This window comes from Pseudomonas sp. PDM22, assembly GCF_014851965.1.
GTDB lineage: Bacteria > Pseudomonadota > Gammaproteobacteria > Pseudomonadales > Pseudomonadaceae > Pseudomonas.
Window position 1 is genome coordinate 21151 of the sequence record NZ_JACVAR010000009.1, and the last position, 25932, is coordinate 47082.

General features: G+C 65.9%; 21 protein-coding genes. 11 read left to right on the forward strand and 10 right to left on the reverse strand.

Annotated features, from left to right (window positions below):
- Positions 1–178 precede the first annotated feature (178 nt).
- Positions 179–538: a cupin domain-containing protein gene (locus tag IB255_RS26425; RefSeq protein ID WP_081516861.1), complete on the reverse strand. Its 360-nt coding sequence runs from the start codon at positions 536–538 to the stop codon at positions 179–181.
- 11 nt (positions 539–549) lie between these two features.
- Positions 550–1935, reverse strand: coding sequence for an NAD(P)/FAD-dependent oxidoreductase (locus IB255_RS26430; RefSeq protein ID WP_081516862.1), 1386 nt, complete (start codon positions 1933–1935; stop codon positions 550–552).
- A gap of 254 nt (positions 1936–2189) precedes the next feature.
- On the opposite strand from IB255_RS26430, the gene IB255_RS26435 reads away from it, so the two are divergent.
- Together IB255_RS26435 and IB255_RS26440 are read left to right on the forward strand one after the other, a co-directional pair.
- Complete coding sequence (locus IB255_RS26435) at positions 2190–2930, forward strand: nuclear transport factor 2 family protein (protein ID WP_225595057.1); 741 nt, start codon at positions 2190–2192, stop codon at positions 2928–2930.
- 259 nt (positions 2931–3189) lie between these two features.
- Positions 3190–4662 (forward strand): aldehyde dehydrogenase family protein, encoded by a 1473-nt coding sequence (locus IB255_RS26440; protein ID WP_081516864.1) that lies wholly within the window; start codon positions 3190–3192, stop codon positions 4660–4662.
- 404 nt (positions 4663–5066) lie between these two features.
- Here IB255_RS26440 and IB255_RS26445 read toward each other — a convergent pair whose 3' ends face one another.
- The gene (locus IB255_RS26445) at positions 5067–6401 is read right to left on the reverse strand and encodes an APC family permease (protein WP_192211076.1); all 1335 of its coding nucleotides are present in this window, start codon (positions 6399–6401) and stop codon (positions 5067–5069) included.
- A 61-nt stretch (positions 6402–6462) separates the two neighbouring features.
- Entirely contained in the window at positions 6463–8100 is a 1638-nt protein-coding gene (locus IB255_RS26450) for an amidohydrolase (RefSeq protein WP_081516866.1), read from the reverse strand.
- A gap of 382 nt (positions 8101–8482) precedes the next feature.
- Between IB255_RS26450 and IB255_RS26455 the strand changes: the two genes are divergently transcribed.
- Positions 8483–9391, forward strand: coding sequence for a LysR family transcriptional regulator (locus IB255_RS26455; RefSeq protein ID WP_081516867.1), 909 nt, complete (start codon positions 8483–8485; stop codon positions 9389–9391).
- Between the two features lie 431 nt (positions 9392–9822).
- Here the strand turns inward: IB255_RS26455 and IB255_RS26460 are convergent, their stop codons facing one another.
- Positions 9823–10737 (reverse strand): LysR family transcriptional regulator, encoded by a 915-nt coding sequence (locus IB255_RS26460; protein WP_151186779.1) that lies wholly within the window; start codon positions 10735–10737, stop codon positions 9823–9825.
- A gap of 106 nt (positions 10738–10843) precedes the next feature.
- Here IB255_RS26460 and IB255_RS26465 point away from each other — a divergent pair, with 106 nt between their 5' ends.
- From IB255_RS26465 to IB255_RS26475, 3 genes are all read left to right on the forward strand, one after another.
- Positions 10844–12580 (forward strand): amidohydrolase, encoded by a 1737-nt coding sequence (locus IB255_RS26465; protein ID WP_081516869.1) that lies wholly within the window; start codon positions 10844–10846, stop codon positions 12578–12580.
- A gap of 58 nt (positions 12581–12638) precedes the next feature.
- Entirely contained in the window at positions 12639–13718 is a 1080-nt protein-coding gene (locus tag IB255_RS26470; RefSeq protein ID WP_192211077.1) for a C45 family autoproteolytic acyltransferase/hydolase, read from the forward strand.
- 181 nt (positions 13719–13899) lie between these two features.
- Positions 13900–15237, forward strand: a complete 1338-nt coding sequence (locus IB255_RS26475; protein WP_192211078.1) for an MFS transporter — start codon at positions 13900–13902, stop codon at positions 15235–15237.
- Here IB255_RS26475 and IB255_RS26480 read toward each other — a convergent pair.
- The 4 genes from IB255_RS26480 to IB255_RS26495 all read right to left on the reverse strand — a co-directional run bounded on the left by IB255_RS26480 (position 15230) and on the right by IB255_RS26495 (position 19150).
- A complete protein-coding gene (locus tag IB255_RS26480; protein WP_192211079.1) occupies positions 15230–16114 on the reverse strand; it encodes a DMT family transporter in 885 nt (294 codons plus the stop codon). The genes IB255_RS26475 and IB255_RS26480 overlap by 8 nt on opposite strands.
- A 190-nt stretch (positions 16115–16304) precedes the next feature.
- Entirely contained in the window at positions 16305–17285 is a 981-nt protein-coding gene (locus IB255_RS26485; protein ID WP_192211080.1) for a D-2-hydroxyacid dehydrogenase family protein, read from the reverse strand.
- Positions 17286–17485: 200 nt separating this feature from the next.
- A complete protein-coding gene (locus tag IB255_RS26490) occupies positions 17486–17971 on the reverse strand; it encodes a hypothetical protein (protein ID WP_081516874.1) in 486 nt (161 codons plus the stop codon).
- Positions 17972–18625: 654 nt separating this feature from the next.
- Positions 18626–19150 carry a hypothetical protein gene (locus IB255_RS26495; protein WP_192211081.1) on the reverse strand — a complete coding sequence of 175 codons (525 nt, stop codon included), beginning with the start codon at positions 19148–19150 and terminating at the stop codon, positions 18626–18628.
- 302 nt (positions 19151–19452) lie between these two features.
- Between IB255_RS26495 and IB255_RS26500 the strand changes: the two genes are divergently transcribed.
- On the forward strand, positions 19453–19680 hold the full coding sequence (locus IB255_RS26500) for a tautomerase family protein (RefSeq protein WP_081516876.1): 228 nt from the start codon (positions 19453–19455) through the stop codon (positions 19678–19680).
- Positions 19681–19722: 42 nt separating this feature from the next.
- Here the strand turns inward: IB255_RS26500 and IB255_RS26505 are convergent, their stop codons facing one another.
- The gene (locus IB255_RS26505) at positions 19723–20643 is read right to left on the reverse strand and encodes an AraC family transcriptional regulator (protein WP_192211082.1); all 921 of its coding nucleotides are present in this window, start codon (positions 20641–20643) and stop codon (positions 19723–19725) included.
- 172 nt (positions 20644–20815) lie between these two features.
- Here IB255_RS26505 and IB255_RS26510 point away from each other — a divergent pair, with 172 nt between their 5' ends.
- The 4 genes from IB255_RS26510 to IB255_RS26525 all read left to right on the forward strand — a co-directional run bounded on the left by IB255_RS26510 (position 20816) and on the right by IB255_RS26525 (position 25924).
- A complete protein-coding gene (locus tag IB255_RS26510) occupies positions 20816–21865 on the forward strand; it encodes an NAD(P)-dependent alcohol dehydrogenase (protein WP_192211083.1) in 1050 nt (349 codons plus the stop codon).
- A gap of 12 nt (positions 21866–21877) precedes the next feature.
- Positions 21878–23086 carry an MFS transporter gene (locus IB255_RS26515; protein ID WP_225595050.1) on the forward strand — a complete coding sequence of 403 codons (1209 nt, stop codon included), beginning with the start codon at positions 21878–21880 and terminating at the stop codon, positions 23084–23086.
- A gap of 121 nt (positions 23087–23207) precedes the next feature.
- Complete coding sequence (locus tag IB255_RS26520) at positions 23208–23678, forward strand: (2Fe-2S)-binding protein (protein WP_081516880.1); 471 nt, start codon at positions 23208–23210, stop codon at positions 23676–23678.
- Complete coding sequence (locus IB255_RS26525; RefSeq protein ID WP_192211084.1) at positions 23678–25924, forward strand: xanthine dehydrogenase family protein molybdopterin-binding subunit; 2247 nt, start codon at positions 23678–23680, stop codon at positions 25922–25924. The genes IB255_RS26520 and IB255_RS26525 overlap by 1 nt, the downstream gene beginning before the upstream one ends.
- Positions 25925–25932: the final 8 nt, after the last annotated feature.

The window sequence follows — 25932 nt, forward strand, 5'->3', positions numbered from 1 at the left end:
TCGTTTCGCTAGTTATAGCCCTTTCAAACGGTTGTGGAGCTTGGGGGGACGTACGGCTTACCGGCGTTCCAGGTCAGGGTGCAGGTCCGCAGATTCGCGAGCAAGCTCGCTCCTACGCAGAGCGTGTGGCACTCCCTTGTAGGAGCGAGCTTGCTCGCGAACACCTGCAACGCCGAACTCAACCGAGAATGAAATACACCTTGCGCACCGGCGTGAGGTTTTCCCAGGTGCCCTTGAATCCCGCCGCGACCACGAAGGAATCCCCCGGCCCGAAGGTCTTCGCTACGCCATCGGCGTCGGTCAGGCGCACGCTGCCTTCGAGGATGTGGCACAGCTCGTCGTAGTCGCACTCGCAGCGTTCCAGGTGGACGCCGGCTTCCCAGATACCGGCGATGGCGTTCTTTTCCGGGGCGCTGAAGTGCCGCCAGCTGCGGCTCTGGTACGGCGCATCGACGATCGCCGGGTCGTTGATCTCGCGCTCCTGCGGGGCGAGATCGGGGTTGGCGAAGTCGATGACGTGGCGGGGCAGGGTGGACATGAGGTTCTCCATCAGGAATCGAAACCGACGCCGAAGGCATCGAAGGTCTTGAGCAGCAGATCGCGGCGGCCGGTGCGGTCTTCCTTGGCCAGCGAACGCTGAGCCAGGCGCACGCCGAGGTAGCGCAGCGGCTCGGGAGGGAAGGGGAAGGGCTTCTGCGAGGTCATGCGCAGTCGGGTGCGCTCAGTGCTTTCGCCGCCCAGCTGGTCGAGCATGTTCAGCGCAGCGAAGCGGCTGGCCGCCACGCCCTGGCCGGTGAAGCCCAGCGCATAGGCGACGCGCCCGCCGAGCACGCAGCCGGTGAACAGCGTGGTGCGCGCCGAGGTGTCGATGATGCCGCCCCAGGCATGGCTGAACTCGACTGGGCCGAGCTGCGGGAAGGCCTCGCGGAACTGTCCGGCCAGGCGCTGGAAGCTTTCCGGGCGCTGGGTCAGGGCCTCGTCGCGGCGGCTGCCGAAGTGATAGATGGCGTCGAAGCCGGCCCAGAGGATGCGGTTGTCGGCAGTCTTGCGCAGGTAGTGGAACTGGTTGCCGGCATCGGCGATGCCGTAGCGGTCGACCCAGCCGATGGCGCGCAGCTGGTCGTCGGTGAGCGGCTGGGTGACCAGCGAGTAGTCGTACACCGGGATCACGCTGGAGTTCAGGTGGCCCAGCAGCGGCGGGGCGATGTTGGTGGCCAGGGCGATCTGCCCGGCCTCCAGCTCGCCACGATCGCAGCGCAGCATCAGGCGGTCGCCGCGCTGGTGCAGCTCGTGCACCGGGGTGTTCTCGAACAGCTCGATGCCCTGCTCCAGGCATACCCGGCGCAGCTCGGCGGCCATCTTTGCCGGGTTGAGCAGCGCGTAGTTGGGTTCGAAAACGCCGGCCTTGTACAGCGGCGAGTCGAGTTTCTGCGCCAGTTCCGCGCCTTCTAGCCACTCGCAGTCGATGCCGAAGCGCTGGTAGTTGCTCTGCATGCCGCGCAGGCCTTCGACCTGCCAGGGCTGCATGGCGACGCTGAGCTTGCCGCGACGCTCGAACTCCACGTTCATCCCGAAGCGCTTCAGGTCCGCCTCGAACTCTTCGAGATTCTGACGGCCCAGGCGTACCAGGGTTTCAGCTTCTTCCGGCCAGCGGCGCAGGGCATTGCCTACGCCGTGGGAAATACTTGGCGCGCAGAAGCCACCGTTGCGCCCGCTCGCCTCGCCACCGCAGCGACGCGCCTCGACCACCGCGATGCTCGCGCCGGGCCAGCGCAGGCGGGCGTGCAGGGCGGTCCAGAGACCTGTGAAGCCGCCGCCGACCACCACCAGGTCGAAGCGGCGATCCGCTTCCAGCGCCGGTGCGGCGGGAGCGGGATCGAGAGTGTCGAGCCAGAAAGGTCGGGGAGTGGCGTGCGCAAGAAGGGCGGATGTCATCGGAAAACTCCGGCAGAATGTCGGAAGAAAAAGCGGTCTTCGGGCCGCGTCCGAGTTTTGTAATCGCTCCGGGGTGCCCAGGCATACGGCTAGTCGCTCTTTGCGGGCACGCCCGGAGCAGGACAAGCCGGCCAAGACCGGCAGGGGAAAACCATGAGCGCAGAAGCATGAGCGAAGAGCAGGGCTGGAGCGCCACGCTCGAAGGCACGACATACCAGCCCGACCCGGCGAGCGCCGTTACCCACGCGGTGGTCATGCGTTATCACCAGGCCTGGCGTCGTCATGACATCGAGGCGCTGATGGCGCTGTTCGACCCGCAGGTGGAGTACAACGATTTCTTCCAGGGTCGTCGGATTGCGCCGAACGAACTGCGCGAGTACCTGCTGACCAGCATGCCCGCAGCAGGGGATGAGTCGCAGGTCTACGCCGACCGCCTGCGGGTCGATGGCGACACCGCCTTCCTGCAGTATCAGGTGACCCTGCGTGGCACCCAGGGGCTGGTGTCCTTCCGCGCCACCGAGGCCTATACCGTGCGCGACGGGCGGATCATCCGCGTCAACGAGCACGCAGCGCTGATCGGCCAGCCGCAGAAAACCGCCAGCGAGCCGCAGCCGCGCATGGCCGACAGCCGCCTCGGGCTCTCCGCACGGCAGCTGAGCCTGCTGGGTGGCGACATCCAGCAGTACTTCCAGCAGACCCGGCCCTTCCTCAACCCCGACCTGGACATGCCCCAGGTCGCGGCGGCCACCGGCTACACGCGCAACCAGATTTCCTACTTCCTCAACCAGGTACTGGGGCTGAGCTTCTACCAGTACCTGAACCAGCTGCGGCTGCGCCACCTGCTCAGCCAGCTCGACGGCGCTACCAGCGTCACGCGCATCGATGAGCTGGCGCGGGCAGCGGGGTTCCGCTCGTTGTCGACCTTCTACCGCTGCTTCCGCGAGGAGACGGGGTTGTCGCCCAAGGCGTACCTGGAACAGAAGGCGGCTTCGTGAGCGGAGTGCTTTTGTAGGATGGCGTGGAGCGAAGCGATACCCATCGATCACGGGTGACCCTGGCGATGGGTATCGCAAGCTCCACCCATCCTACGGGGCTTCCCCTCGGCTTCGCAGCCGGGCGGTTTGCGAGCAAGCTCGCTCCTACAGACAGTCCCCTCCGCGCGTGCCCGCATGCACGGCGCCCGCGTTATCAACCCCGTGCCCATTTCCCTATGCTCGGCCCACAAGCATTCCAACAAGCTCAGGAGACCTTCGCATGCGCGACCAGCTCTATATCGATGGCCAATGGCAGGCACCCGCGCAAGGCGGCCGCTTCGAGGTGTACGAACCCTCCAGCGAAGCCGTACTGACTGAAGTCGCCGCTGCCACCGGCGAGGACGTGGATCGCGCCGTGCAGTCCGCGCGCCGGGCTTTCGATGAGGGCGAGTGGGGCCGCAGCAGTGGGAAGGAACGCGCCGGCTACCTGCGCGCCATCGCCGACAACCTGCGTGGCCGCCGCGAAGACCTGGCCCGCCTGGAGGTGCAGGACAACGGCAAGCCGCTGCCCGAGGCGCAGTGGGATATCGACGACGCCATCGGCTGCTTCGACTACTACGCCGAGCTGGCCGAAGGGCTGAATGACGAGGGCGAAGTGGTCGCGCTGCCCGACGAGCGTTTCGCCTGCCGCGTGCTGCGCGAGCCGGTCGGCGTGGCGGGGCAGATCATCCCGTGGAACTACCCGCTGCTGATGGCTTCGTGGAAGGTCGCGCCGGCGCTGGCCGCCGGTTGTACCGCCGTGCTCAAGCCTTCGGAACTGACCCCGCTGACTTCCCTGGAACTGGCCGCTGCCGCCGATGCGGTGGGCTTGCCCAGGGGCGTGCTCAACGTGGTCACCGGCCTGGGCCGTGACGCCGGTTCGCCGTTGTCGGCGCATCCGGGCGTGGACAAGCTGGCCTTCACCGGCAGCGTGCCGACCGGGCGCGCGATCATGCAGGCGGCGGCCCAGGACATCAAGAACGTCAGCCTGGAGCTGGGCGGCAAATCGGCGTTCATCGTCTTCGATGACGCGGATGTCGAGGCAGCCGTGGAGTGGATCCTGTTCGGCATCTTCTGGAACCAGGGCCAGGTGTGCAGCGCCACATCGCGCCTGCTGGTGCAGGACGGGCTGCATGATCGGCTGATCGAGCGCCTGGTGGAAGAAACCCGCCGCATCACCATCGGCAACGGCCTGGAACCAGGCGTGCTGCTCGGCCCGCTGGTCAGCGCCGGCCAGCACGCCAAGGTGTTGCAGGCCATCGCAGCCGGCGTGCGCGATGGGGCGAAGCTGGTCACTGGCGGCAAGCGTCCGGCCCATTGCGACAAGGGCTGGTTCGTCGAGCCGACAGTGTTCATCGACGCGCCGCTGGAGAGCGCCGTCTGGCGCGAGGAAATCTTCGGCCCGGTCCTCGCCGTGCGCCGCTTCAAGGACGAAGCCGAGGCGCTGCGCCTGGCCAACGACAGCCAGTTCGGTCTGGCGGCGGCGGTGATGTCCGCTGATCCGGCGCGTTGCCAGCGCGTGAGCCGCGGCCTGCGCGCGGGCATCGTCTGGGTCAACTGTTCGCAGCCGACCTTCACCCAGGCGCCGTGGGGCGGCTACAAGCAGAGCGGCATCGGCCGCGAGCTGGGCGTATGGGGGCTGGACAACTACCTGGAGACCAAGCAGGTCACCGAGTACCTCAGCGACCAGCCGTGGGGTTGGTACATCAAGTGATGTGAGGGGGCGGCGGATAACCTGTTCCAGGTTATTCGCCCTACGCCGGCATGCCCTTGTAGGGCGCATAACGCGCCAGCGTTATCCGCCGTTGGCGTTGCCTGCGTTGTTGTGCGTGTTTCTGCAGCGCTTCGGCGTAAGCGCGGATTCTGTGTTTCGCCCCCTCGGGCGACCAACTTTGCCAAACGACGGATGGCCGCCCCACGCAAAGTAGGCAAAGGTCTTGCCCCGGACATCCGGTTTTTCGCTTAGGCGAAAAATTCCCTCGTTGAACGGGGCGTTCGGAGTGCGCTGATGCTTCTCTGGAAGACTTAAGAGCCAAAGCCAAAGCTGGATCGGTGGGGCCCTTCGTAGGACCGAGGGGGACGCCTAGTCCTTGCTCGCGAACCGCACGGCACGGGGCATCAAACGCTCAGCGCCACCCGCCCCTTGCTGCGCAGGTAGAGGCCGTAGATCAGCCCGATCACCAGCCACGCGCTCCCCATGGCCAGCGCATGAATATCCATGCCATCGAGCACCGTCAGCACCACCGCGATGCCCACGATGGGCACAAGCCAGTGGGCGAACCAGCGCCGGCTGCGGCCCTTGATGCCCAGCTTGACCAGCACCGACAGGTGCAGCAGGACGAAGGCGGTGAGCGCGCCGAAGTTGACGAAGGAGGCGAGGGTGTCGATGCGCTCGCGCATCACCAGGGCGATGCCCAGCGACAGCAGGGTCGACAGCACCAGCGCCACATGCGGAGTGCCGTGGCGGCGGTGCAGGCGGGCGAACAGCGTTGGCAGCTGGCGGTCACGGCTCATGGCAAACAGCACACGGGAGACGCCGACCTGCATCGGCAGCGCGTTGGTCAGCCCAACCATCACCGCGATCACCCAGGCCAGCAGCAGGGCGACCCAGGGGCCGATCTGTGCTGCAGTCAGTTCGTAGATGGCCGCCGAGGCGTCCTTGATCGCCACACCCGGCATCAGGTTGCCCAGCACCCAGGTGGTCACCACGAACAGCGTCGCGCAGATGAACAGCACCAGCAGGATGGCGCGGCCGACCAGCCGGCGGTCGTTGTCCTTCACTTCTTCGGCGAGGGTGGAAATGGCATCGAAGCCCAGGAACGACAGCACGCAGATGGACGTGGCGGTGAACACCTTGCCGACATCGAAGGCGCTGTTGTCGAAGAACGGCGCGGCAGTCAGTGTGCCGGCGCCCTTGCCTTGCGACAGCGCGAACAGCGCCAGCGCCAGCAGGCCGAACATCACCGTGAACTGCAGGACCACCGAAACCATGCTGACGCGCGTAGTGACGGCGACGCCGAACCAGTTGATGCCCAGTGACACCGCCACCAGCAGCACCAGGCACAGCGCGCGGTCGAGGCCGGGAACCAGGATCTGCAGGCCCACCGACATGATCAGGAACACCAGGGCAGGGATCAGCAGGTAATCCAGCAGGATCAGCCAGCCGGCAACGAAGCCCGGAACCTCGCCCAGGCTGTGCCGGGCGAAACCATAGACGGAGCCGGCGCTCTGTACTTCGTTGGACAGCGTGGCGTAGCTCTGCGCGGTGAAGTACATGCAGATCGCGCCCAGCAGGTACGCCAGCGCGATCAGGCCGCCCGAGGCGTCCCAGACGAAGCCGAAGGTGGTCAGTGGCGCCATTGGCGCGATGTAGGCCATGCCATAGGCCACCAGGTCTTTCAGGCCGAGGGTGCGCTTGAGCTGCGCGCCCCCGTGGGGAACTGCAACGCCCATGATCAGGCTCCACTTTTATTGTTGTTGGAAGAAGGGCCCGCCTCGCTGGCGGGCCGCTGGCTCAGCCTGCGAAGGCGGCGTCGCGGTGGACCTCGCGGCCTTCGAGCAGGGTCAGCAGGACCTGGGTCTGACCGATCTCGTAGGGGGAGATGGCATAGAGGTCGCGGTCCAGCAGGATCAGGTCGGCGTACTTGCCCGGTGCAAGGCTGCCGGTACAGTCGTCGCGCCAGGCGGCGTGGGCGGCGTTGATCGTGTAACCCTTGATCGCATCCGCGATACCGATGCGGTGTTGCGCGGTCTGCACCGGGCTGTCGTTGCCCAGCGCCGGGTTCTGCCGGGTGAGGGCGCACTGGATGATCTGGAACGGATCGAAACCGGTCACCCCCCAGTCGCTGCTGAGCATGCAGGTCACGCCCTGGCGCACGAACTCGCCCAGCGGATAGATGTACTGGCTGCGCTCGGGGCCGATCATGGCTTCGACTATGGCGTCGGCCTCGGGGTTGGGTTGCGCCCACAGTGTCTGGTAGTTGGCCAGCGCGCCGAGCTGGTTGAAGCGCGGGATATCCGCCGGGTCGACCACCTGCAGGTGCGCCAGCTGGTGGCGTGAATCCCACTGGCCGTTACGCTCGCGGGCGACCTCCAGGCCGTTGAGCGCGGCACGCACGGCGCCGTCGCCGATGCTGTGCACGTGGATCTGGAAACCCTCGCGGTCGAAGGCGCTGAAGAACTCGTCGATCTGCTCCTGGCTGAACATCAGCTCGGCATTCCCGCCGGTATCGCTGCGGGGCGCGGCCAGCACCGCCGTGCCGTTCTCCAGCACGCCGTCGAGGAAGAACTTGGCCGAATGCAGGCGCACCCGGTCGCCTTGGTAAGTGGCGCGCAGGTCCTTGAGTTCGGCCATCTGCTCGGCCAGCGACTTGTGCGCGAAGATCTTCGACGTGGCGCAGACGCGCAGGGTCAGGTCACCGCGATCATGGGAGGCCTGGTAGTTCTTCAGGTAGTTGCGCGCGGCCATGGCGTCGAGCACGCCGGTGATGCCGCGCGCGTTGAAGGCCTTGCTGTAGTGCGCCATGGCCTGCAGGTAGTCGTCGTCGGTATAGCCGGGGGCGATGCGGTTCATCGCCCAGATGGCGTCTTCCACCAGCCAGCCCTTCGGCGTGCCGTCGGCCAGGCGCAGGTATTCGCCGTTATCCGGCTCGACGCTGCCCGGGCGCACGCCGGCCAGTTCGAAGGCGGCGCTGTTGGCCCAGCCGTTGTGGTAGTCGCTGGCGAACATCAGCGCCGGACGGCCGTCGGTGACGCTGTCGAGCAGCTCCTTGGTGAGCTGTTCGGGCGTGAAGCGTGCAGAGGAGAAACCGACGCCGCGAATCCAGGGTTTTTCCGGGTGCGCCTGGGCGAAGGTGCGGATGGTTTCCAGCAGCTCGTCGAGGGTGGTGGCGTCATACAGCGAGGCGTTGTGGTAGAGGTCGGCGGCGCTGAGCTGGAAGTGTACGTGGGTGTCCTGCAGGCCCGGCAGCATCAGCCGGCCGCCGGCGTCGATGCGGCGGGTGGCACTGTTGGCCAGCGCCTCGATCTCGACATTGGTGCCGACGGCGAGGATGCGACCGCGCTGAATGGCGATGGCCTCGGCGCGCGGTTGGCGCTCGTTCATCGTGCGGATGTCGGCGTGGGTGATGATCAGCTCGGCGGAGGTGGACATGGTGACTCCAGGCAAGGCGGAAGGGTTCGAAAGGATCAGGGCCTGACGGGATCGAACGGGGCGTCATCGCGGAGGCTGCGTATCGCCCGGATGACGGTCGTTCGTCCACGCTGGAAACGGCGCTGGGGAGAGAGCAGGGCGGACTTGCCAAGCGCGTCACCGAACGCGGCACGGGGACGCATCAGGACGAGCGCAGGTAAGCGGGCAAGGCAGCTTATTTTCATTTCTGAGTTCAAAATGCGTGACGATGAGGCAGGGTGGCTTTCCATGGGGAAAGGGCCTTTCTCTTGATTCTTGTTGGCGTTGCGCAGAGGCTAAGGGCCTTCCAGGCGGCGAGTAAGCGGCGCCTTGGAATAACACTTGGGAAAATTCGGACTCAATCGTGGACAAGCTCAACAGCCTGCAGCTATTCGTCATCAGCGCCGAACTCGGCAGCTTCAGCCGCGCCGCCGAGGAGCTGGGCAAGACGCCTTCGGCGGTGGCCAAGTCGGTCGGGCAGTTGGAGCAGGAAGTGGGTGCGCGGCTGTTCGAGCGCACCACCCGCAGCATGGCGCTGACCGAGGCCGGGCAGCTCTATCTGGAAACAGCACGGGAAGTGCTGGAGCGCATGCGCGAGTCCGAGGAGGAAATCGCCCAGCTGCACCACAGCCTCAAGGGGCGCCTGCGCATCAATGGCCCGTTGGCGTTCGGTCGACCCTTCCTCAACGGCGCCTGCGCCAGCTTCATGCGCAAGCACCCGGACATGAGCCTGCAGGTCGACCTGACCGATGCCTACATCGACATGCTTGATGGTCGCTACGACCTTGCCCTGCGCCTGGGACACAGCGACCTGCCGGGGCTGATCGCGCAACCGGTCGGAGAGAGTCACATCGTGTTCTGCGCCAGCCCCGACTACCTGGAGCGCTGCGGCGTGCCGGAGCGGCCCGAGCAACTGGTGGAGCACGAATGCCTGGTCTATCGCCACCCGGCGCTGGGCGAGAGCTGGCTGATCGAGCGGGCCGGCGAGCGGCTGTTGCTACCGCGCAGCGGGCGCTTGAACAGCGATAACCAGGAATTGCTGCTGGAGGCCTGCCTGGCCGGGCAGGGCGTGCTGCCGTGCCCGGTCTGGAGCGTGCTGCCGTACCTGCGGGACGGGCGGTTGCGGACGATCCTCGATGACTGCCATTTTGACCCCAAGGCCTTGGGGTCGGAGTTGCTGGCGGTGTACCCGAGCACGCGAAGGGCAACGCGCAAGATCATCGCGTTCATCGAGCATCTGCGGGATTACCTGCGGGAGCAGAGGTTGGTGTAAGACGTACAACCGTTCGCGGTGGTACGCCGCTCCATTGTAGGAGCGGGCCATGCCCGCGATCCGCCGGCAGGGCCGGCGCCAGCATTGCAGAGTTGCTTCGGCTTGGGTGTATTGCGCCGCCACGGCGTGCGCGCGGGCTTCTTGTTTCGCCCCCTCGGGCGACCTTCTTTGGCAAACGACGGATGGCCGCCCCACCCAAAGAAGGCAAAGGTCTTGCCCCGGACATCCGGTTTTTCGCTTGGGGCGAAAAATACCCTCGTTGAACGGGGCATTCGGAGTGCTCGGATGTTTCGCTGGAAGACTTAAGAGCCAAAGCCAAAGCCGGTCGCTGCGTATTTGTAGGATGGGTGGAGCGCAGCGATACCCATGCTGTCGGTGTGAGGCATTGATGGGTATCGCTGCGCTCCACGCCATCCTACGTTGAGCCGCTGTCAGACCAACCCCTTCCCCTGCAGATGCTCGCGCAGGTAGTCGATGAACACCCGCACCTTGCGCGTGCTGCGGCGGTGCGGCAGGTAGAGCACATGCACCCAGGGCCCGAAGGCGCTCTGGTCGCGCCAGCAGTCGGGGAGCTGTTCCACCAGTTCGCCGCTTTCCAGGTAGGGCAGTGCGCTCCATTGCGGGAGGAACTGCAGCCCCTGGCCGTCGAGCAGGCAGGAGAGCAGGAAGTCGTAGTTGTCGCTGGCGATGCGCGGCACCGGCTGGCGGATGCGGATGCGTTCGCCGTCCTTCTGCACCCACCAGAAGTTCCGGTTCAGCAGCGGGTGACGGAAGATCAGCCAGTCGTGCTGCTCGTAGTTCTCCAGCGTCACGTCCAGGCCCTTTTCCGCGAGGTATTTGGGGCTGGCGCAGAGCATCAGGCGGTTTTCGAGCAGCGGCTGGGCGATCACGTCCGGCAGGTCGATGGGGCCGTCGCGCAGGGCGATGTCGTAGCCGCCTTCCACCAGGTCGACGAACTCGTCCAGCAGGTCTACTTCCAGGCGTACCTGTGGGTGCTCGCGCAGGAAGCGGCAGCACACCGCGTTGAAGAAGGCCGGGGCGAAGGAGGGCGGTGAGACGATGCGCAGGCTGCCGCGCAGCTCGGTCTGCAACTGCTCGACTTCCTCGCTGGCACGCTGCAACTGCATCAGCGCCGAGCGCGCGCCTTCCAGGTAGATGTGCCCGGCCTCGGTCAGCGCCATGCGCCTTGTGGTGCGCTCGAACAGGCGCTGGCCCAGGTCGGCCTCCAGCTGCGCCACGCCTTTGGTGATCGCTGATGGCGTCTTGCCCAGCTGTTCGGCGGCGCGGCTGAAGCCGCCGTGGTCGGCCGTGGCGACGAACATGGTGAGCGCAGTCATCTTGTCCAAGGATTGCTTCCTGATAGGAACAGAAGTTGTGCGGGAAGTCAGTGTTAAAGCCGAGGAGGCTTTTGCTTAACCTTCGTCACAGATCAACAATAACGAAGGCTCTGCGATGAAACTACTGATTCCGGCGCTGGTGTCGGCGGCTTGCGCTTTTTCCTCGATGGAAACTATGGCCGCCGTCGACCTCATCTTCCACGGCGGCAAGGTCTACACCGCCGAACCCGGCCAGGCGCTGCAACAGGCGGTGGCGGTGGAGAACGGTCGCATCTTCGCCGTCGGCTCCGACGCGCAGATCCTCAAGCTGCAGCAACCGGCGACCCAGGTCATCGACCTGCACGGTCAGGTGCTGATGCCCGGCTTCATCGACGCCCACACCCACCTGGTCAAGGGCGGCCTGCAGATGCTCCAGGCCAACCTGGACAACCAGGACCTGCCGCTCGCCGAGTTCGAGAGCAAGCTGCGCCAGTGGCGCGACGACGGTCGTGCGCGGCGTGGCCAGTTCCTCTATGTCGGTGGTGTGCCCACGGCGTATTGGGACGAGCTGGGCGAGCTGCAGCAGCGCTTCAACCGGGGCGAATGGGCAAAGCAGCCGATCCTCCTGGCCGGCGGTGACTATCACACCGGCTGGGCCAACCAGGCGCTGCTCGACCTCGCCGGGATCGACGCCGCCAAGGTCAAGTCGCTGAAGGGCGAGGAGCAGGCCACCATCGGCCACGACGCCGACGGCAAGCCCAACGGCTTCCTGGTGGATGCCGGCCTCTTCCCGGTGCAGGCACTGCTGCCGCTGGCCAGCAACGACGAGCTGCTCAAGGCCCTGAAGGGCGCGCAGAGCTATTACCACGAACTGGGCATCACCGCCTGGATGGAACCCCTGGCCAACGAGAACCCCGGCGGCGACATCCACAACGATTCCGTCGGCGTACTGCCGGCCTACAGGATGCTGGCGCAAGAGGGCGGGCTGACCGCGCACGTCGCGGCCCTGCTGATGGCCGACTCCAAGGCGACCCCCGCCGACCTCGACGAGCTGGACAAGGTACGCCAGCAGTTCATCGGCGTGGACAACCTGACCCTGCCGGGCATCAAGATCTTCGCCGACGGAGTGGCCGAGTTACCCGCGCAGAGTGCGGCCATGCTGGAGCCCTACAGCAACTCGAAGAAGTACGGCGAACTGCTGATCGACCCCAAGCATTTCGGTGAGCTGGTCAGCGCGGCCGACGCCCGTGGCTGGCTGGTGCACATCCACGCCATTGGCGACCGCGCGGTACGTGAATCGCTCAACGGCATCGAGCAGGCGCGCAAGGATCGCCACAGCGGCATCCCGCATTCGATCACCCACCTGCAGATGGTCAACCCCAGGGACTTCCCACGCTTCAAGGCGCTCGACGTGATCGCCGCCATGCAGCTGTACTGGGCCGCCGCCGACGAGAACAGCGTCGACCTGGTCAAGCCCTACGTCAGCGCCATGGCCTTCCTGCACATGTATCCGGCGCGCTCGCTGCTGAAGAACGGCGCGACCATTTCCGGCGCCAGCGACTGGCCGATCACCACGCCCGATCCCTGGAAGGCCATCTACCAGGCGATCCAGCGCGTCGGCCCGAAGGGCGTGCTCAACGCCGCCGAGGACATCGACCGGCAGACCATGTTCCAGGCCTACACCCTCAATGCCGCGCGCACCATGCGCCTGGAACAGAGCATCGGTTCGCTCAAGCCGGGCAAGCAGGCCGACCTGATCCTGCTCGACCGCGACGTGTTCACGGTCAAGCCCGAAGCACTGCGCGACACGCGGGTGCTCAAGACCTGGTTCGCCGGCCGCGAAGTCTATAGTCGTCCAGGCGACAAACTCTGATCCAACCGGAGCGCCCCGCGCTCCGGCCCGTTTAAAAAGCAATTGCAGGAGCCTTGCCGTGATTCTTCACACCTTCACCACCGACATCCGCGACCCGCTGCAGCGTGGCCGGCAGATCGGCGAAACCTTCGCCGAACAGATCCGCCAGACCGTGGCGCTGTACCTGGACTTCTTCCCGCGCGTCGGCGTGGAGTTGGACAAGGCGCGCGCCATCGGCGAAGCCAGCCTCGCGGCGCTGGCCGACTGGTGCCCGGCCCTGGCCAGGGAAGTCGAAGGCCTGGCGCTGGGCGTGTCCTTGCCGCTGTGGCAGCTGGCGGCGCTGAATGCACGCACCGAAATTCTCGCGGTGATGCCCGAGCAACCGGTGGAAGGCGAGTGCTCCACCTCCGTCCATGCCCCGGCTGGCGCTGCTGCCCCGCGCAGCCTGCAGACCTGGGACTGGCACGACAGCCTGGTGCCCCACGGCCTGCTGCTGGGCTTCACCGGTAGCACCGGCCTGACCGCCAAGCTGTTCACCGAGTTCGGCATGCTCGGCAAGATCGGCGTGAACAGCGCAGGGCTTGGCGTGCACTTCAACATCCTGCACCACGCCAGTGACGACGGCAGCGCCGGCGTGCCGGTGCATGCCATCGCCCGCCGCGTGCTGGAAGAAGCCACCAGCGTTACCGAGGCCATCGACATGGCGCGCTCGGCGCGGGTCAGTGCGTCCACCGTGCTGACCGTCTTCACCCGCAATGACGTCCGTGCCCGTGCCGCCAGCATCGAGATGAGCCCGGCGCACACCGCCGTGGTGGTGCCGCGCGAGGATGGCTGGCTGCTGCACACCAACCACTTCCTCGACGGCGAACTGAGCTGGGGTGAGCGCACGGCCGACGTGTCCACCACCTACGCGCGCCTGGAGCACCTCAAGGCCGGCACTGCCGGCATGACTGGCAAGGCCCTGCGCGAGCGCGCCGATGCCTTCTGCGGCGCCGACGGCGACCAGGCGGTGGTGTGCTTCCACCCGGACATGTCCGAGCCGGACACCGAACGCTGGGAAACCTTGCTGAGCATCGGCCTGGATACCAATGGCTGCGCGCTGGAGTACGTGGCCGGCACGCCGAAGAAGCTGGCGGATGAGGGGTTCCTGCGGTTCTGACGCTCCTCCTCCCGTCGTAGGGCGCATAACGCGCCAGCGTTATCCGCCGCCGAGCTACCGGCGGATAACCCGTTTTGGATTGCGCGCCCTACGTATCACCACTTGCCAAACCAACGCCCCGTGACGGCCCGCCGGCCGCCGCGCGGGTTTCGTGTTGCCACAAAAACAAGAGTGAACCGCCATGATCGACCACACGCCCGCAGCTCCCGGCTCGCGCTCGGCCTTTCGCACCTTCTGCGTCTCCGGCATGGGCACCGCGCTGGAGTTCTACGATTTCGTCATCTACGGCTACGCCGCCGCACTGATCTTCCCGCAGCTGTTCTTCCCCGGCATGGATCGCCTGACCGCCGTGTTGGTCGCCTTCGCGGCGTTCGGCGCCGGCTTCTTCGCCCGCCCGCTGGGCGGCGTGGTGTTCGGCCACCTGGGGGACCGCTACGGTCGGCAGAAGGCGCTGGTCGCCACCCTCGTGCTGATGGGCCTGAGCACCCTGCTGATCGGCTTCCTGCCGACCCACGCCAGCATCGGCGCGGCCGCGCCGGTTCTGCTGGTGCTGCTGCGCCTGGTGCAGGGTTTTGCCGCCGGCGGCGAGTGGGGCGGAGCAGCGCTGTTCGGCATCGAGGTCGCGCCCAAGGGGCGTCGTGGCCTGTGGGGCAGCTTCACGAGCATGGGCATCGGCATCGGCGGCATCTTCGGTTCGGCGGTGTTCGCCATCGTCAGCTTCGCCTTCGACGACGACCTCAGCGGCATCGCCTGGCGCATCCCGTTCTGGCTCGGTGGCCTGCTGGTGCTGGTCGGCCTCTATGCGCGCCTGCAGAACACCGCGCCGCAGCCCAAGGCCGCGCCGCAAGCCGAGGCGCGCATGCCGCTGATGGAGGCTTTCCGCCGTCGCCCGCGCGAGCTGCTGCTGTGCATCGGCATCGCCTTCGGCTACGTCACCATTGCCTATATCGGCAGTACCTTCTTCCTCGCCTACGCGACCGACATCGGCTACAGCAGCAGCCATGCCTTGCTGTTCGACTTCTCGCTGTCGGTGGCCATCGTCGCCTCCGCGCCGTTCTTCGGGCACCTGTCGGACCGCTTCGGCCGCCGCGCGGTGATGATCTTCGGCGCGGCCATCATGGCGCTCGGGCTGTTCGCCTTCTTCCCGCTGATCGGCCTGCACAACCTGCCGCTGGCGCTGCTGGCCTATGTCGCCGTGGGCTTCTTCATGGGCGCGACCCAGGGGCCGATCCCGGCCTTCCTCGCCGAGCAGTTCCCGCGGGAAATGCGCTACTCGGGCATCTCGTTCAGCTACCAGATCGGCGCGGCACTGGGCGGCGGCACGGCGTCGAGCATCGCCACCGCCATCCTCATCGCCACCGGGCGCAACCCGTTCGGCGTGGCGCTCTACGGCGCGGCGGCGCTCTTGTTGGTGGCGGTGTGCTCCTGGCTGCTGCGGGAAACCTCGCGCCTGCCCATGGAAGTGATCGACCGCGACGACGCCGCGCCAGACGCCGTCCCGGTGCAGGCGGTCAACTGACCGCTCGTGCCCTGGTGCCCGGCACGAGGCCGAGCACCAGAGCGCAGCCGAGCAGGATGATCAGCGCGCCCACGCCCTGCATCAGCGACAGGCTTTCGCCCAGCACCAGTGCACCCACCAGCACGGCGACCACGGTGACGACGAATTCCACGCTGATGGTTTTCGTGGCGCCGATACGCGCGACGAGCTGGAAGTACACGACGTAGTTCACCGCGCTGAGCACGCAGCCGCACAGCAGCAGGAAGAGGAAGTCGATTGGCTGCGGCGTGCCGGGCACCGGCACCCAGATCAACAGCGGCAGGGTTATTAACCCGCCGATCAGGAAGGCGCCGCAGGTCACTTCCCAGGGCCCGGCGGTGCGCAGTTTCAGGCTGGCGTAGTTGCTGCCGAAGGCCGCGCACACCGCGCCGAACACCGAGGCCGCGCTGCCGAGGATGAATTCGTGGGTGATTGGCACCGCCGGGAAGCCCACCAGCAGCACCATCCCGCAGAAGCCCAGCACCAGCCCGCCCAGTCCGCTCCAGGTGATGCGCTCAAGGCCCCAGAGGCGGCCGATGAGCATGGAGAACAGCGGAATGCCGGCGACGAAGATCGCCGCCATGGCCGTGCCGATGCGCGGGGTGGCGTAGGTCATGCCGATCAGCTGGCCGGCCACCGTGGTGGCGCCGACCACGCAGAGTGGCTTCCACAGCCCTTCGAAATTCAGCCGGCGCCCGGATAGTTTGGCCACCGCGAACAACGTGAAGCTGGCGATCAGCGCGCGGAAGCTGACTGCGCCAACCCAGCCGAACCCGGCGATGGCCTTGAGCAGCACGAGAAAGGACAGCCCCCAGCCGATCGCAAGGAACAGATAGGCGGCAAGGTCGCGCGGTTGCATACGACTCCGGTGGCACAAGGCAGAAGAGGGCCACCGAAAAGCGGCGGCGAATGCGTCCATCTTGCCGGGCGCCCGTGGCGCTTGGGAAGGCGGCGCACCGACGTTTTTCTATCTGCCAGCGGCGCCCTCAACTGCTGGCATTGCAACCTGGCACGACAGTGCGCCGGCGAAGCAGTCTCTGCCAGGCGTTCTACGCCCGCCTGTTCGCCAGGGCCTGCGGATTCGCCATGTTCTTCGGTGTTCCTTCGAAGAACGCCACCACGTTGTCGAAGGCATCGCCGAAGTACAGCTCGTAGCCGTTCTTCTCCACGTATCCCAGGTGTGGGGTGCAGAGCGCGCGGGGATGTTTCAGCAAGTCGTTGTCGGCGGCGAGCAGCGGCTCCTGCTCGAAGACGTCCACGGCCGCGTAGCCAGGCCGACCGGCGTCCAGGGCCTGCAACAGCGCGCCGGGGGCGATGAGCTCGGCGCGGCTGATGTTCACCAGCAGGGCGCTGGGCTTCATGCCCGCGAGGTCCGCGAAGGTGACGCCATGGCGAGTGCTTTCGGACAGGCGCAGGTTGAGGCTGAGGATATCCGCCTCGGCGAAGAAGGCCGCGCGCGAAGCCGCCGCCTGATGACCGTCGGCGATGGCGGCGGCCCGGCTGTTGTCGCTGCCCCAGACCAGCACAGGCATGTCGAACGCCTGGGCATAGCGCGCCAGGCGCTGGCCGATCTTGCCGTAGCCCCAGATGCCCAGCGTCTGCCCGGCCAGCGCGTGGCCCAGGTTGACCTGCCATTGCCCGGCCTGGAAGGCTTCGATGGCCGGGACGAGCTGCCGGCGCGCCGTGAGAATGAGCGCCCAGGCCAGTTCCGCAGGTGCCACGGGCGAGCCCCGTCCCTCGGTCACCACGATGCCGCGCTCGGTGCAGGCGTCCAGGTCGAGGTGGCCGGACACCTTGCCGGTCTGGCTGATCAGCTTGAGCCTGGGCAGCCTGTCGAGCAGCGCAGCGTCGATGCGGGTGCGCTCGCGGGTGAGCACCAGCGCGTCGGCCTCGGCGAAACGCGCGGCCAGCTCGTCCGCCGAAGCGGGGCCCAGGTCATGCAGCACGCGCACGTCGTGCCCGGCCAATTGGCTGTAGCAGTCCAGCGTGCGTATCACGTCCTGGTAGTCATCGGGGATGACGATGTTCATGGGGAGTCCGCCTCTGCGGTCGTTTGGATTACCGCAGGACGATATCCGATCTTCAGAAGGCTTTCGATCCAGAGTGGAGCTTCAGCATTCCTGATGCCTGAACGGCCAACAAGTCGTGCAAGGCATCGCCCAGCTACTCGCAGGCCAGAAACAGCCCGCACAAGGGCGGGCTGAAAACTGTGGCAGGTTCGTGCGTGGCCTCAGCGTGACGCGCGGGCTTCCGCCTCCAGCAGTCTGGCCGCGTCGCCCACACGCATCCATACGCCGCCCTGCCATTCCAGCATGGCCAGCGAATGGTCCTGCACCCTGCGCTGGAAATAGCGCGGGCCGTTGCCTTGCTGCAGCTGCGAATCCCGCAGCACCGGCACCACCTCGTTGCTCAGCCACTGCCGCAGGTTGCGGTTTTCCGGGTGGAAGAAATAGAGCAACAGCAGCGTATACAGGCCGCTTTCGCTGACCAGCAATTCGTCCTCGCGGCAGCCCGCCAACTGCTCCCAGCGGTACTGGTCCGGGTCGAGCTTGCGCGGCACGCGGGCGCTGAAGTGGGTGTTGGTCAGGCGCGCCAGGTCGCGGGCGACGAACCAGGCCTGGTGGTCGATCATCAGCGCGCGCAGGGTGCGGTCGAAGCGGTGGAAGGTCTGGGCAATCAGGCCGGGGTTGGCCGGGAATTCGATCCTTGGGGTCATGGCGTTCTCCTTGCTCAGGGCAGGAAGTACAGCGAGAAAACCGCCCCCGAAAGGGAAGGGAGGCGGACCGTGCAAGGGTGGAAACCGGTTGATCAAACCAAAGACCGGCCGGGCCGAAGCCCGCCTCGCACGGTCCGCCATAGACAGCCAGAGCTACCCCGGTCTGGTAAGAGACCGGGCTATCTCCGCTACGGCATAAGTCTGATCAAACAGGTTTCCACACCTGGCCACGGCTGTTCCGTGGCGGGAGAAACGCTAAGCAGAGGCTTTGTAGGACCGCAATGCCGATGGCGAGTCAGGAACTTCCCGGAAGCCAGCGCTGCGCCGGAAGGATACTTCGCGGCGTAGGAGACAGGTTCAGGAAAGGTGGGAGAGGGTGACAGTCCAGGTGGTTCGCGTATGTAGGCTGGTTCGCCACGACTGGAAGGAAGGCGGATAACACGGCGGGTCATTCGTCCTACAGCTGGAGTGGGCCACTACAGACGGCCGCTCAGCCCCGGCTGGCGCCGCGCACGCTCTGCCTCGAACGGGTGACGCTGGATACCTTGCAGCCTATCGCGCCAAGGCTGCGTGACAGAGGGGGGGTATCCGGTCATACGCCCGCTTCCGGCCGATTGGTGCCTGTGATGTGGGGCAGTTGCCGACCCATAGCGGTCAGTCGATAGATGTTACGAAGCGGGTATCGATACCGAGACACGGTGAGGGCTGCGAGTTGATGAATACGGCTGCTTCATCTCCGTTGTTCAGAAAGACTAAGTAGTCACCGGTCTCAAAAGAAACTCTAAATCCGACAAGCCGAGGCTCCTGTCCAGTCGCAGTATCGAGCACCCCCTCGACGTCACGAACGATCGCTCCCTCCAGATGATCCGCCGATAAGCCAGCAAGGAGGTTTTCTCTCTTCCAAGCGCAAGAAGCGTTGGGCTCTATCTCGAAGAAGACAGGCGTATCAAGCGGTAATGAGTCCGCTCCAACGCTCTCGCCATCACTCAAGAGGTACATGGATAAAACCTCACCTTCGCCGAAGCACCACTCAAGAAAGCCCACGTCTCCTGGGTGTTTCTCGCCATTGAAATAGTATTGGTCATGCCACAGCGCGCTCAGTCGTTTGCCCATAAGCAAGCGGGCGTCGCGTAGATCTCGCGCGGCTCTGTGGGATGAAAACGAAAGGCGGCCAGACATCAGGTTGCTCCCGTGGGGCAGATTGACAATAGATACTACACAGGCCTCAGAACATCCGCTTCTGGCCGTTTTCTGCCTCTGGCGAGAGACCGCTACCGACCCAGGGCGGACGCTCATTTGCCCTGTCCGGCGGCAAGTAGAACGGCCGATGCAATCAGGTTGGATGTTCAGTGTTGCGCTGAAATTCGAATCCGTGCTGAATGGCTTCGCTTCAAGGGTGGCAGTCGCCCGTCTGCTGGATCTGCTATCAATGGAGCCTGGCTCAGGCTGACCTGATCCTGCCCCCTAACGCGGAGACACCCATGCCACATGTCATTATCAAAATGCTCGAAGGCCGAAGTGAGGCCCTCAAGGTCGAGCTGACAGAAGAAATCGCGAATGCATTGAAGTCGGTCGTCGGGTGCGGGGACGAATCGATATCCGTAGCCATTGAGGATGTGGCGCCTGCGGACTGGAAACGGACGGTTTACGACACCGATATCCTCGGTGCAGGCGACAACCTCTACAAGAAGCCAGGTTACAAGCCCTGAGCTTGGTATCCGCGCGGCCTCGACCCTGCCCAGGCTTCTTGCCTATTCTCGCGGTGCTGCCGCGTCGGCGTGGCCGCGCAAGGACTTGAGGTCCAGCCTGGGCGCGATGCCAAACAGACGACTGTACTCGCGGCTGAACTGGGAGGGGCTTTCATACCCGACCGAGAAGGCCGCCCGTGACACATCCAGGTGCTCATTGAGCATCAGCCGACGAGCCTCGTTCAGGCGCAACCACTTCTGGTATTGCAGCGGGCTCATGGCGGTCAGCTGGCGGAAGTGGTGATGGAAGGTCGGCGGGCTCATTTGAACCCTTGCCGCCAGCTCTTCGATCCGCAGAGGCAAGTGGAAGTTCTGCTTCAGCCAGTCGACGGCCTTGGCGATCCGGTATCCCTGGCTATCCACCGAGGCGATTTGCCGCAAACGCGCTGCCTGGTCGCTTCGCAGCAGGCGGAAGTGGATCTCGCGCTGGATCAGCGGGGCCAGCACGGGAATCGCATCGGGGTCGTCCAGCAAGTCCACCAGACGTCCGAACGAGGAGAGCAGGCCTGGGCTCATGGTGCCGATCCCCACCCCTCTGCTGACAGCCCGCTCGCGGGTCGGTGGCAGGCCGCCCTGGGCGATGAGTTCGGCCAGGATGCGAAGGTCGAGCTTCAGCACCAGTCCTACGCAAGGGGCGTCCTCGCTGGCTTGCAGCACTTCCGAATTGGCCGGCAGATCCAGCGAGGTGACGAGAAAGCGCGATGGGTCATAGGCATATCCCTCCGCGCCCACCCAGAGCTGTTTCTCGCCCTGGGCGACGAGGACGATGCTGGGCTCGACCATGCAGATGCACGGCGGTGACGGGCTGTTGCGGCGGAACAGGCTGAGCCCGGCGATTGCAGTGGAAACGTCGCTCGGTTCGGCGATGCGCGCGGCAATGGCCTGTGCCATCGACTGGGCTGGATGCGGGGTGAGATCGGTCATGCTGTTCGGGTCTGACACCTGTTTCGCTAGAAGCTACCGCGAGCTTCGGCTCGCTTTCCATCAAAAAGCTGCACGCCCAGAGGATCAGGCAAGTAATCCAGTGGATTGCGCTACTGATTCAGCCGCGCCTGACCGGACAATGGCCTCCACGAATTGAAGGAGGGCCATTCCCATGCAAGTCAACGCTTATGGTGCCCACGCGGGCAATCAACCCCTTGAGCCGCTGCGTATAAGCCGACGTGCTCCGAATGCCCACGACGTGCAGATCGAGATCGCTTTCTGTGGCATCTGCCACTCGGACCTGCACCAGGTGCGCTCCGAGTGGGAGGGTACGCAGTACCCTTGCGTACCGGGCCATGAGATTGTCGGACGGGTGACCCAGGTCGGCGCGCATGTCTCTGCCTTCAAGCCGGGCGATCTGGTCGGTGTCGGCTGCATTGTCGACAGCTGCCAGCACTGCGAAGACTGCGATGCCGGCCTGGAGAACTATTGCGATGGCATGATCGGCACCTACAACTTCCCGACGCCGGACGCGCCGGGCTGGACGCTGGGTGGTTACTCCCAGGCGATCGTCGTGCACGAGCGCTATGTTCTGCGCATCGGCCACCCCGAGGAGCAATTGGCCGCGGTCGCGCCGCTGCTGTGTGCGGGCATCACCACCTACTCTCCGTTGCGCCACTGGAATGCCGGCCCCGGCAAGAAGGTCGGTGTGGTTGGCATCGGCGGCCTTGGTCACATGGGGATCAAGCTGGCCCACGCCATGGGGGCTCATGTGGTGGCCTTCACCACGTCCGAGAACAAGCGCGAAGCCGCTCTGGAACTGGGTGCCGACGAGGTGGTGGTCTCCCGCGACGCCAGTCAGATGGCGGTCCATGCCAAGAGCTTCGACTTCATCCTCAACACCGTGGCGGCGCCCCATGACCTGGATGCCTTCCTGGTCCTGCTCAAGCGCGACGGGGCCATGACGCTGGTGGGTGCGCCGGCATCGCCGCATACCTCGCCGAACGTCTTCAACCTGATCATGAAGCGCCGCACGCTGGCTGGCTCGATGATCGGCGGCATTGCGGAAACCCAGGAGATGCTCGATTTCTGCGCAGAGCACGGCATCGTTGCCGATATCGAACTGGTGCGCGCCGAGCAGATCAACGAAGCGTACGAGCGCATGCTGCGCGGCGAGGTCAAGTACCGCTTCGTGATCGATAACGCCAGCCTCGCCGGCTGAGGGGCGCTGCCGATGACGTCTTCTTCCCGCCCAGCCGCCGCGGAACAGGGTTCCTGGGGCGCGGTGCTCGCCATGTCGATGGCGGCCTTCGCCCTGGTTGCCTCCGAGTTCATGCCGGTGAGCCTGCTGACGCCCATCGCCGCCGACCTGGGGGTCTCCGAAGGTCAGGCAGGGCAGGGCATCTCGGTCTCCGGGTTGTTCGCCTTGCTCACCAGTCTGATGATTGCCGCAGTCGCGGCGCGGGTCAGCCGCAAGCCGCTGCTGATTGCACTGACCTTGCTGATGGTGCTGTCAGGTGCGTTGGTGGCTTTCGCCCCGAATTACGCGTGGTTCATGGCCGGGCGTGCGCTGATCGGCATCGCCATCGGCGGCTTCTGGTCGTTGTCAGCGGCTACCGCGATGCGCCTGGTGCCACAGGACCAGGTGTCGCGCGCGCTGGCCATCGTCAATGGCGGAAACGCCCTGGCCACGGTGATCGCTGCGCCCCTGGGCAGCTACCTTGGCGCGCTGATCGGCTGGCGCGGTGCTTTCTTCTGCGTCGTTCCGGTGGCCGTGGCCGCCGCGCTCTGGCTATGGATGAGCCTGCCGGCGCTTCGCATCGAGTCCCGTGCCGCCAGCAGCAATGTCTTTCGTCTGTTGCGCCGGGGCCCGGTGGCTTGGGGCATGCTCGCCGTCAGCGTTTTCTTCATGGGCCAGTTCATGTTGTTCACCTACCTGCGCCCGTTCCTCGAGACGGTTACCCAGGTCAGCCCTTCGGGTCTGTCGCTCACGCTTCTGGTGCTGGGGGTGGCCGGGCTGGCCGGAACCTTCCTGATCGAGGCATTCCTCAAGAGCGGGCTCTACCGAACGCTGATGCTCATCCCGCTGCTGATGGCGCTGCTGGCGCTCGCGCTGATCGGCGTCGGAGCTTCGTCGGTGGCCACCGCCGCGCTGCTGGGGCTCTGGGGTCTGGTTGCGACGGCCGCGCCGGTAGGCTGGTGGACCTGGCTGGCTCGCAGTCTGCCGGATGACGCAGAGGCAGGTGGCGGCCTGATGGTGGCTATCGTTCAGCTGGCCATCGCGCTGGGGGCCACCGTGGGCGGGGTGGTCTTCGATCTGCAAGGCTATCGGGCAACCTTCGAACTCAGCGCTTTCGTGCTGTTGCTGGCCGCTGGGTTCGCGTTCATGGCCTCACGGGAGAACGCATCCGGTTGCGCGTCGGCTTCCCCGAGCGGGTGCTGAGCGGGGCGATTCATGAGCCCTGCTAATGAGAGCTATCGGCAAGCGGCGGCTGTGCAGGGCGGGGCCCATGCTACCGTCCGAAGAGAACACCAAGACCAACCAACGTGATAGCGGGTGAGCCATGGAACTGCGGATCAACCAGAAAACCTATGAGGTCGACGCCGAGGCGGACACGCCGCTGTTGTGGGTCATTCGCGACGACCTGGGACTGACCGGAACCAAATACGGCTGCGGCCTGGCCCAGTGCGGCGCCTGCTCGGTGCTGGTCGACGGCAATGTCGTGCGCTCCTGCGTCACGCCCGTCGCTGGCGTGGTGGGCCGTGAAGTCACCACCATCGAAGCCATCGAGGAGGACGAGGTGGGCAAGCGGGTCGTGACGGCATGGGTCGAGCACCAGGTGGCGCAATGCGGCTACTGCCAGTCCGGGCAGGTCATGGCGGCCACGGCCCTGCTCAAGCAGACCCCGGAACCGACGGATGCACAGATCGACGCCGCGATGATCAACCTGTGCCGCTGCGGCACCTACAACGCCATCCATGCCGCCGTCCACGATCTGGCAACGGCTGCCGCCACCTCGCAGGAGAAGGTCTGATGAGCCAGCCTATCGAGTTCGAAGACCGCGGTGAGGCCGTCAACCTATCGCGCCGGCGCTTCCTCCTGGCCTCCGCCGGTGCTGCGGCTGGCGCGCTGGTACTGGGCTTCGGCCTGCCGTTGGGGTCGGCCAGGATGCAAGCCCTGGCGGCGCCCGGCGAGCGCGGCACGCAGGTGGGCGCCTTCCTGGAAATCCGCCCGGACAACCGAGTGCGCCTGCTGTGCCCCTTCATCGAAGGCGGGCAGGGCACTTATACCGCGATGGCGCAGATCGTCGGCGAGGAGTTGGACGCCGATCCTGCAACCTTCCTGGTCGAGAGCGCGCCGCCGGGCGAAGCCTACGTGGTGATGGACAACGGCCTGCGGATCACCGGCGGGAGCATGTCGGTGCGCATGAGCTACGACACCATGCGCCGGCTCGGCGCGCTGGCCAGGGCGATGCTGCTGCAGGCGGCGGCCGCGCAGTGGAAGGTGCCTGTCGCGAACCTGAGCACCGAGCCGGGCCGGGTGCTGCATGCCGCCTCGGGCCGCTCGCTGACCTACGGCGAACTGGCCGCCCACGCGCTGGATCTGCCGGTACCCGACGCCGCCAGTGTCACCCTGCGTGATCCCGCCCAGTTCCGTTGGATCGGCAAGCCGGTGCGCCGGGTGGACAGCTACGAGAAGTCCACGGGCAAGGCGTTGTACACCATCGACATGAAGGTCGACGGCATGCTCCATGCTGCCGTCCAGCATGCGCCGCGCCTGGGCATGACGGTGGGCGAACTGCGCAATGAAGATCAGGTCAGGGCGATGAAAGGTGTCCATTCGGTACACCGCCTCGACGGTGCGGTAGCGGTGGTCGCCGAGCGCTGGTGGCATGCCAGGCGCGCGGCGGAAGCCATCCAGGTGCAATGGCAGGAGCCGGCGGCGGATTCGCCGCTGCGAATCATGCCGGCGGATTTCTCCAGCGTGGCCTATCGCGAGCAACTGGCCAGGCAGACCGACCCTGGGCGCGAAGCCGAGAAGGAAGGCGATGCGCAAGGTGCCCTGTCCAAGGCCGCCACCCGGGTCGAGGCCACCTACTACAACCAGTATCTCAACCACGCCCAGCTGGAGCCGCCCGCCACACTGGTGCGGTTCAATGCCGATGGCTCGCTGGACATCTGGCTGCCCAACCAGGCCCAGGACATGTTCCTGGGGGATATCGCTAAACGCGCAGGGGTCGATCCGGCCAGGGTCAAGCTGCACACGCCGTTGCTTGGCGGCTTCTTCGGCCGGCACTTTCTCTACCCCACTGCCAATCCCTATCCGCAGGCCATCGAGCTGGCGAAGGCCGTGGGACGCCCGATCAAGCTGATCTGGAGCCGCGAGGAAGAGTTTCTGCGTGACGTGTTGCGGCCGATGGCGGTGGTCAGGTTCCGTGCCGCGCTGGACGACAAGGGCCTGCCCGTGGCGCTGGAAGCCGTCAGCGCTACCGAAGGGCCGACGGAGGGCATTGCCGGCAAGCAGGGCGACAAGCTCGACCCCACCGCGCTCGAGGGCCTGGCCGGCAAGTCCTATGCGATCCCCAATCGACGCATCGCCCAGGTCTATGCCAAGGGGCCGGTGATGCTGGGCTATTGGCGCTCGGTGGGCAATTCGCTCAACGACTTCTTCTACGAAGCCTTCCTCGATGAACTGGCCGACAAGGGTGGCCACGATCCCTTCGAGCTGCGCCTGCACCTGTTGCAGGGCAATGCGCGGCTGCTGCACCTGCTGAAAACCGTGGGCGAACTCTCGGGGGGCTGGAAGCGCGGGCCGTTCGACGCCCCGGATGGTTCGCGCCGAGCGCGAGGCGTGGCCATGGCTTCGCCTTTCGGCACGGAGACCGCCGTGATTGCCGAAGTGTCCATCGAGAATGGGCAGGTCAGGGTGCATGACATCTGGCAGGCAATCGACCCGGGCAGCATCGTCAACCCGGCCATCGTCGAGGCCCAGGTCAATGGCGCGGTGTCCCTGGGCTTGTCCCAGGCCCTGGTGGAGGAAGCCGTCTACGTTGACGGCAAGCCACGTGCGCGCAATTACGACCTCTATCCCATCCTGCCGCCCTCACGCATGGCGCGGGTGCATGTGAAGGTGATCGAGAGCGGCGCGAAGATGGGCGGGATCGGCGAGCCGCCGTTGCCGGCTGTGGCGCCGGCGGTAGCCAACGCGGTGTCCAGACTCACCGGCCAGCGCATCCGCAGCATGCCGCTGTCGGCTTATGACTTCAGCAAAACCGTCTGACCGGAGGC

Bases quoted from the DNA above. Each gene is read 5' to 3' on its own strand.
- IB255_RS26425 (WP_081516861.1), bottom strand. From the start codon at position 538: ATGTCCACCCTGCCCCGCCACGTCATCGACTTCGCCAACCCCGATCTC.
- IB255_RS26430 (WP_081516862.1), bottom strand. From the start codon at position 1,935: ATGACATCCGCCCTTCTTGCGCACGCCACTCCCCGACCTTTCTGGCTC.
- IB255_RS26435 (WP_225595057.1), top strand. From the start codon at position 2,190: ATGCGTTATCACCAGGCCTGGCGTCGTCATGACATCGAGGCGCTGATG.
- IB255_RS26440 (WP_081516864.1), top strand. From the start codon at position 3,190: ATGCGCGACCAGCTCTATATCGATGGCCAATGGCAGGCACCCGCGCAA.
- IB255_RS26445 (WP_192211076.1), bottom strand. From the start codon at position 6,401: ATGGGCGTTGCAGTTCCCCACGGGGGCGCGCAGCTCAAGCGCACCCTC.
- IB255_RS26450 (WP_081516866.1), bottom strand. From the start codon at position 8,100: ATGTCCACCTCCGCCGAGCTGATCATCACCCACGCCGACATCCGCACG.
- IB255_RS26465 (WP_081516869.1), top strand. From the start codon at position 10,844: ATGAAACTACTGATTCCGGCGCTGGTGTCGGCGGCTTGCGCTTTTTCC.
- IB255_RS26475 (WP_192211078.1), top strand. From the start codon at position 13,900: ATGATCGACCACACGCCCGCAGCTCCCGGCTCGCGCTCGGCCTTTCGC.
- IB255_RS26480 (WP_192211079.1), bottom strand. From the start codon at position 16,114: ATGCAACCGCGCGACCTTGCCGCCTATCTGTTCCTTGCGATCGGCTGG.
- IB255_RS26485 (WP_192211080.1), bottom strand. From the start codon at position 17,285: ATGAACATCGTCATCCCCGATGACTACCAGGACGTGATACGCACGCTG.
- IB255_RS26490 (WP_081516874.1), bottom strand. From the start codon at position 17,971: ATGACCCCAAGGATCGAATTCCCGGCCAACCCCGGCCTGATTGCCCAG.
- IB255_RS26495 (WP_192211081.1), bottom strand. From the start codon at position 19,150: ATGTCTGGCCGCCTTTCGTTTTCATCCCACAGAGCCGCGCGAGATCTA.
- IB255_RS26500 (WP_081516876.1), top strand. From the start codon at position 19,453: ATGCCACATGTCATTATCAAAATGCTCGAAGGCCGAAGTGAGGCCCTC.
- IB255_RS26505 (WP_192211082.1), bottom strand. From the start codon at position 20,643: ATGACCGATCTCACCCCGCATCCAGCCCAGTCGATGGCACAGGCCATT.
- IB255_RS26510 (WP_192211083.1), top strand. From the start codon at position 20,816: ATGCAAGTCAACGCTTATGGTGCCCACGCGGGCAATCAACCCCTTGAG.
- IB255_RS26515 (WP_225595050.1), top strand. From the start codon at position 21,878: ATGACGTCTTCTTCCCGCCCAGCCGCCGCGGAACAGGGTTCCTGGGGC.
- IB255_RS26520 (WP_081516880.1), top strand. From the start codon at position 23,208: ATGGAACTGCGGATCAACCAGAAAACCTATGAGGTCGACGCCGAGGCG.
- IB255_RS26525 (WP_192211084.1), top strand. From the start codon at position 23,678: ATGAGCCAGCCTATCGAGTTCGAAGACCGCGGTGAGGCCGTCAACCTA.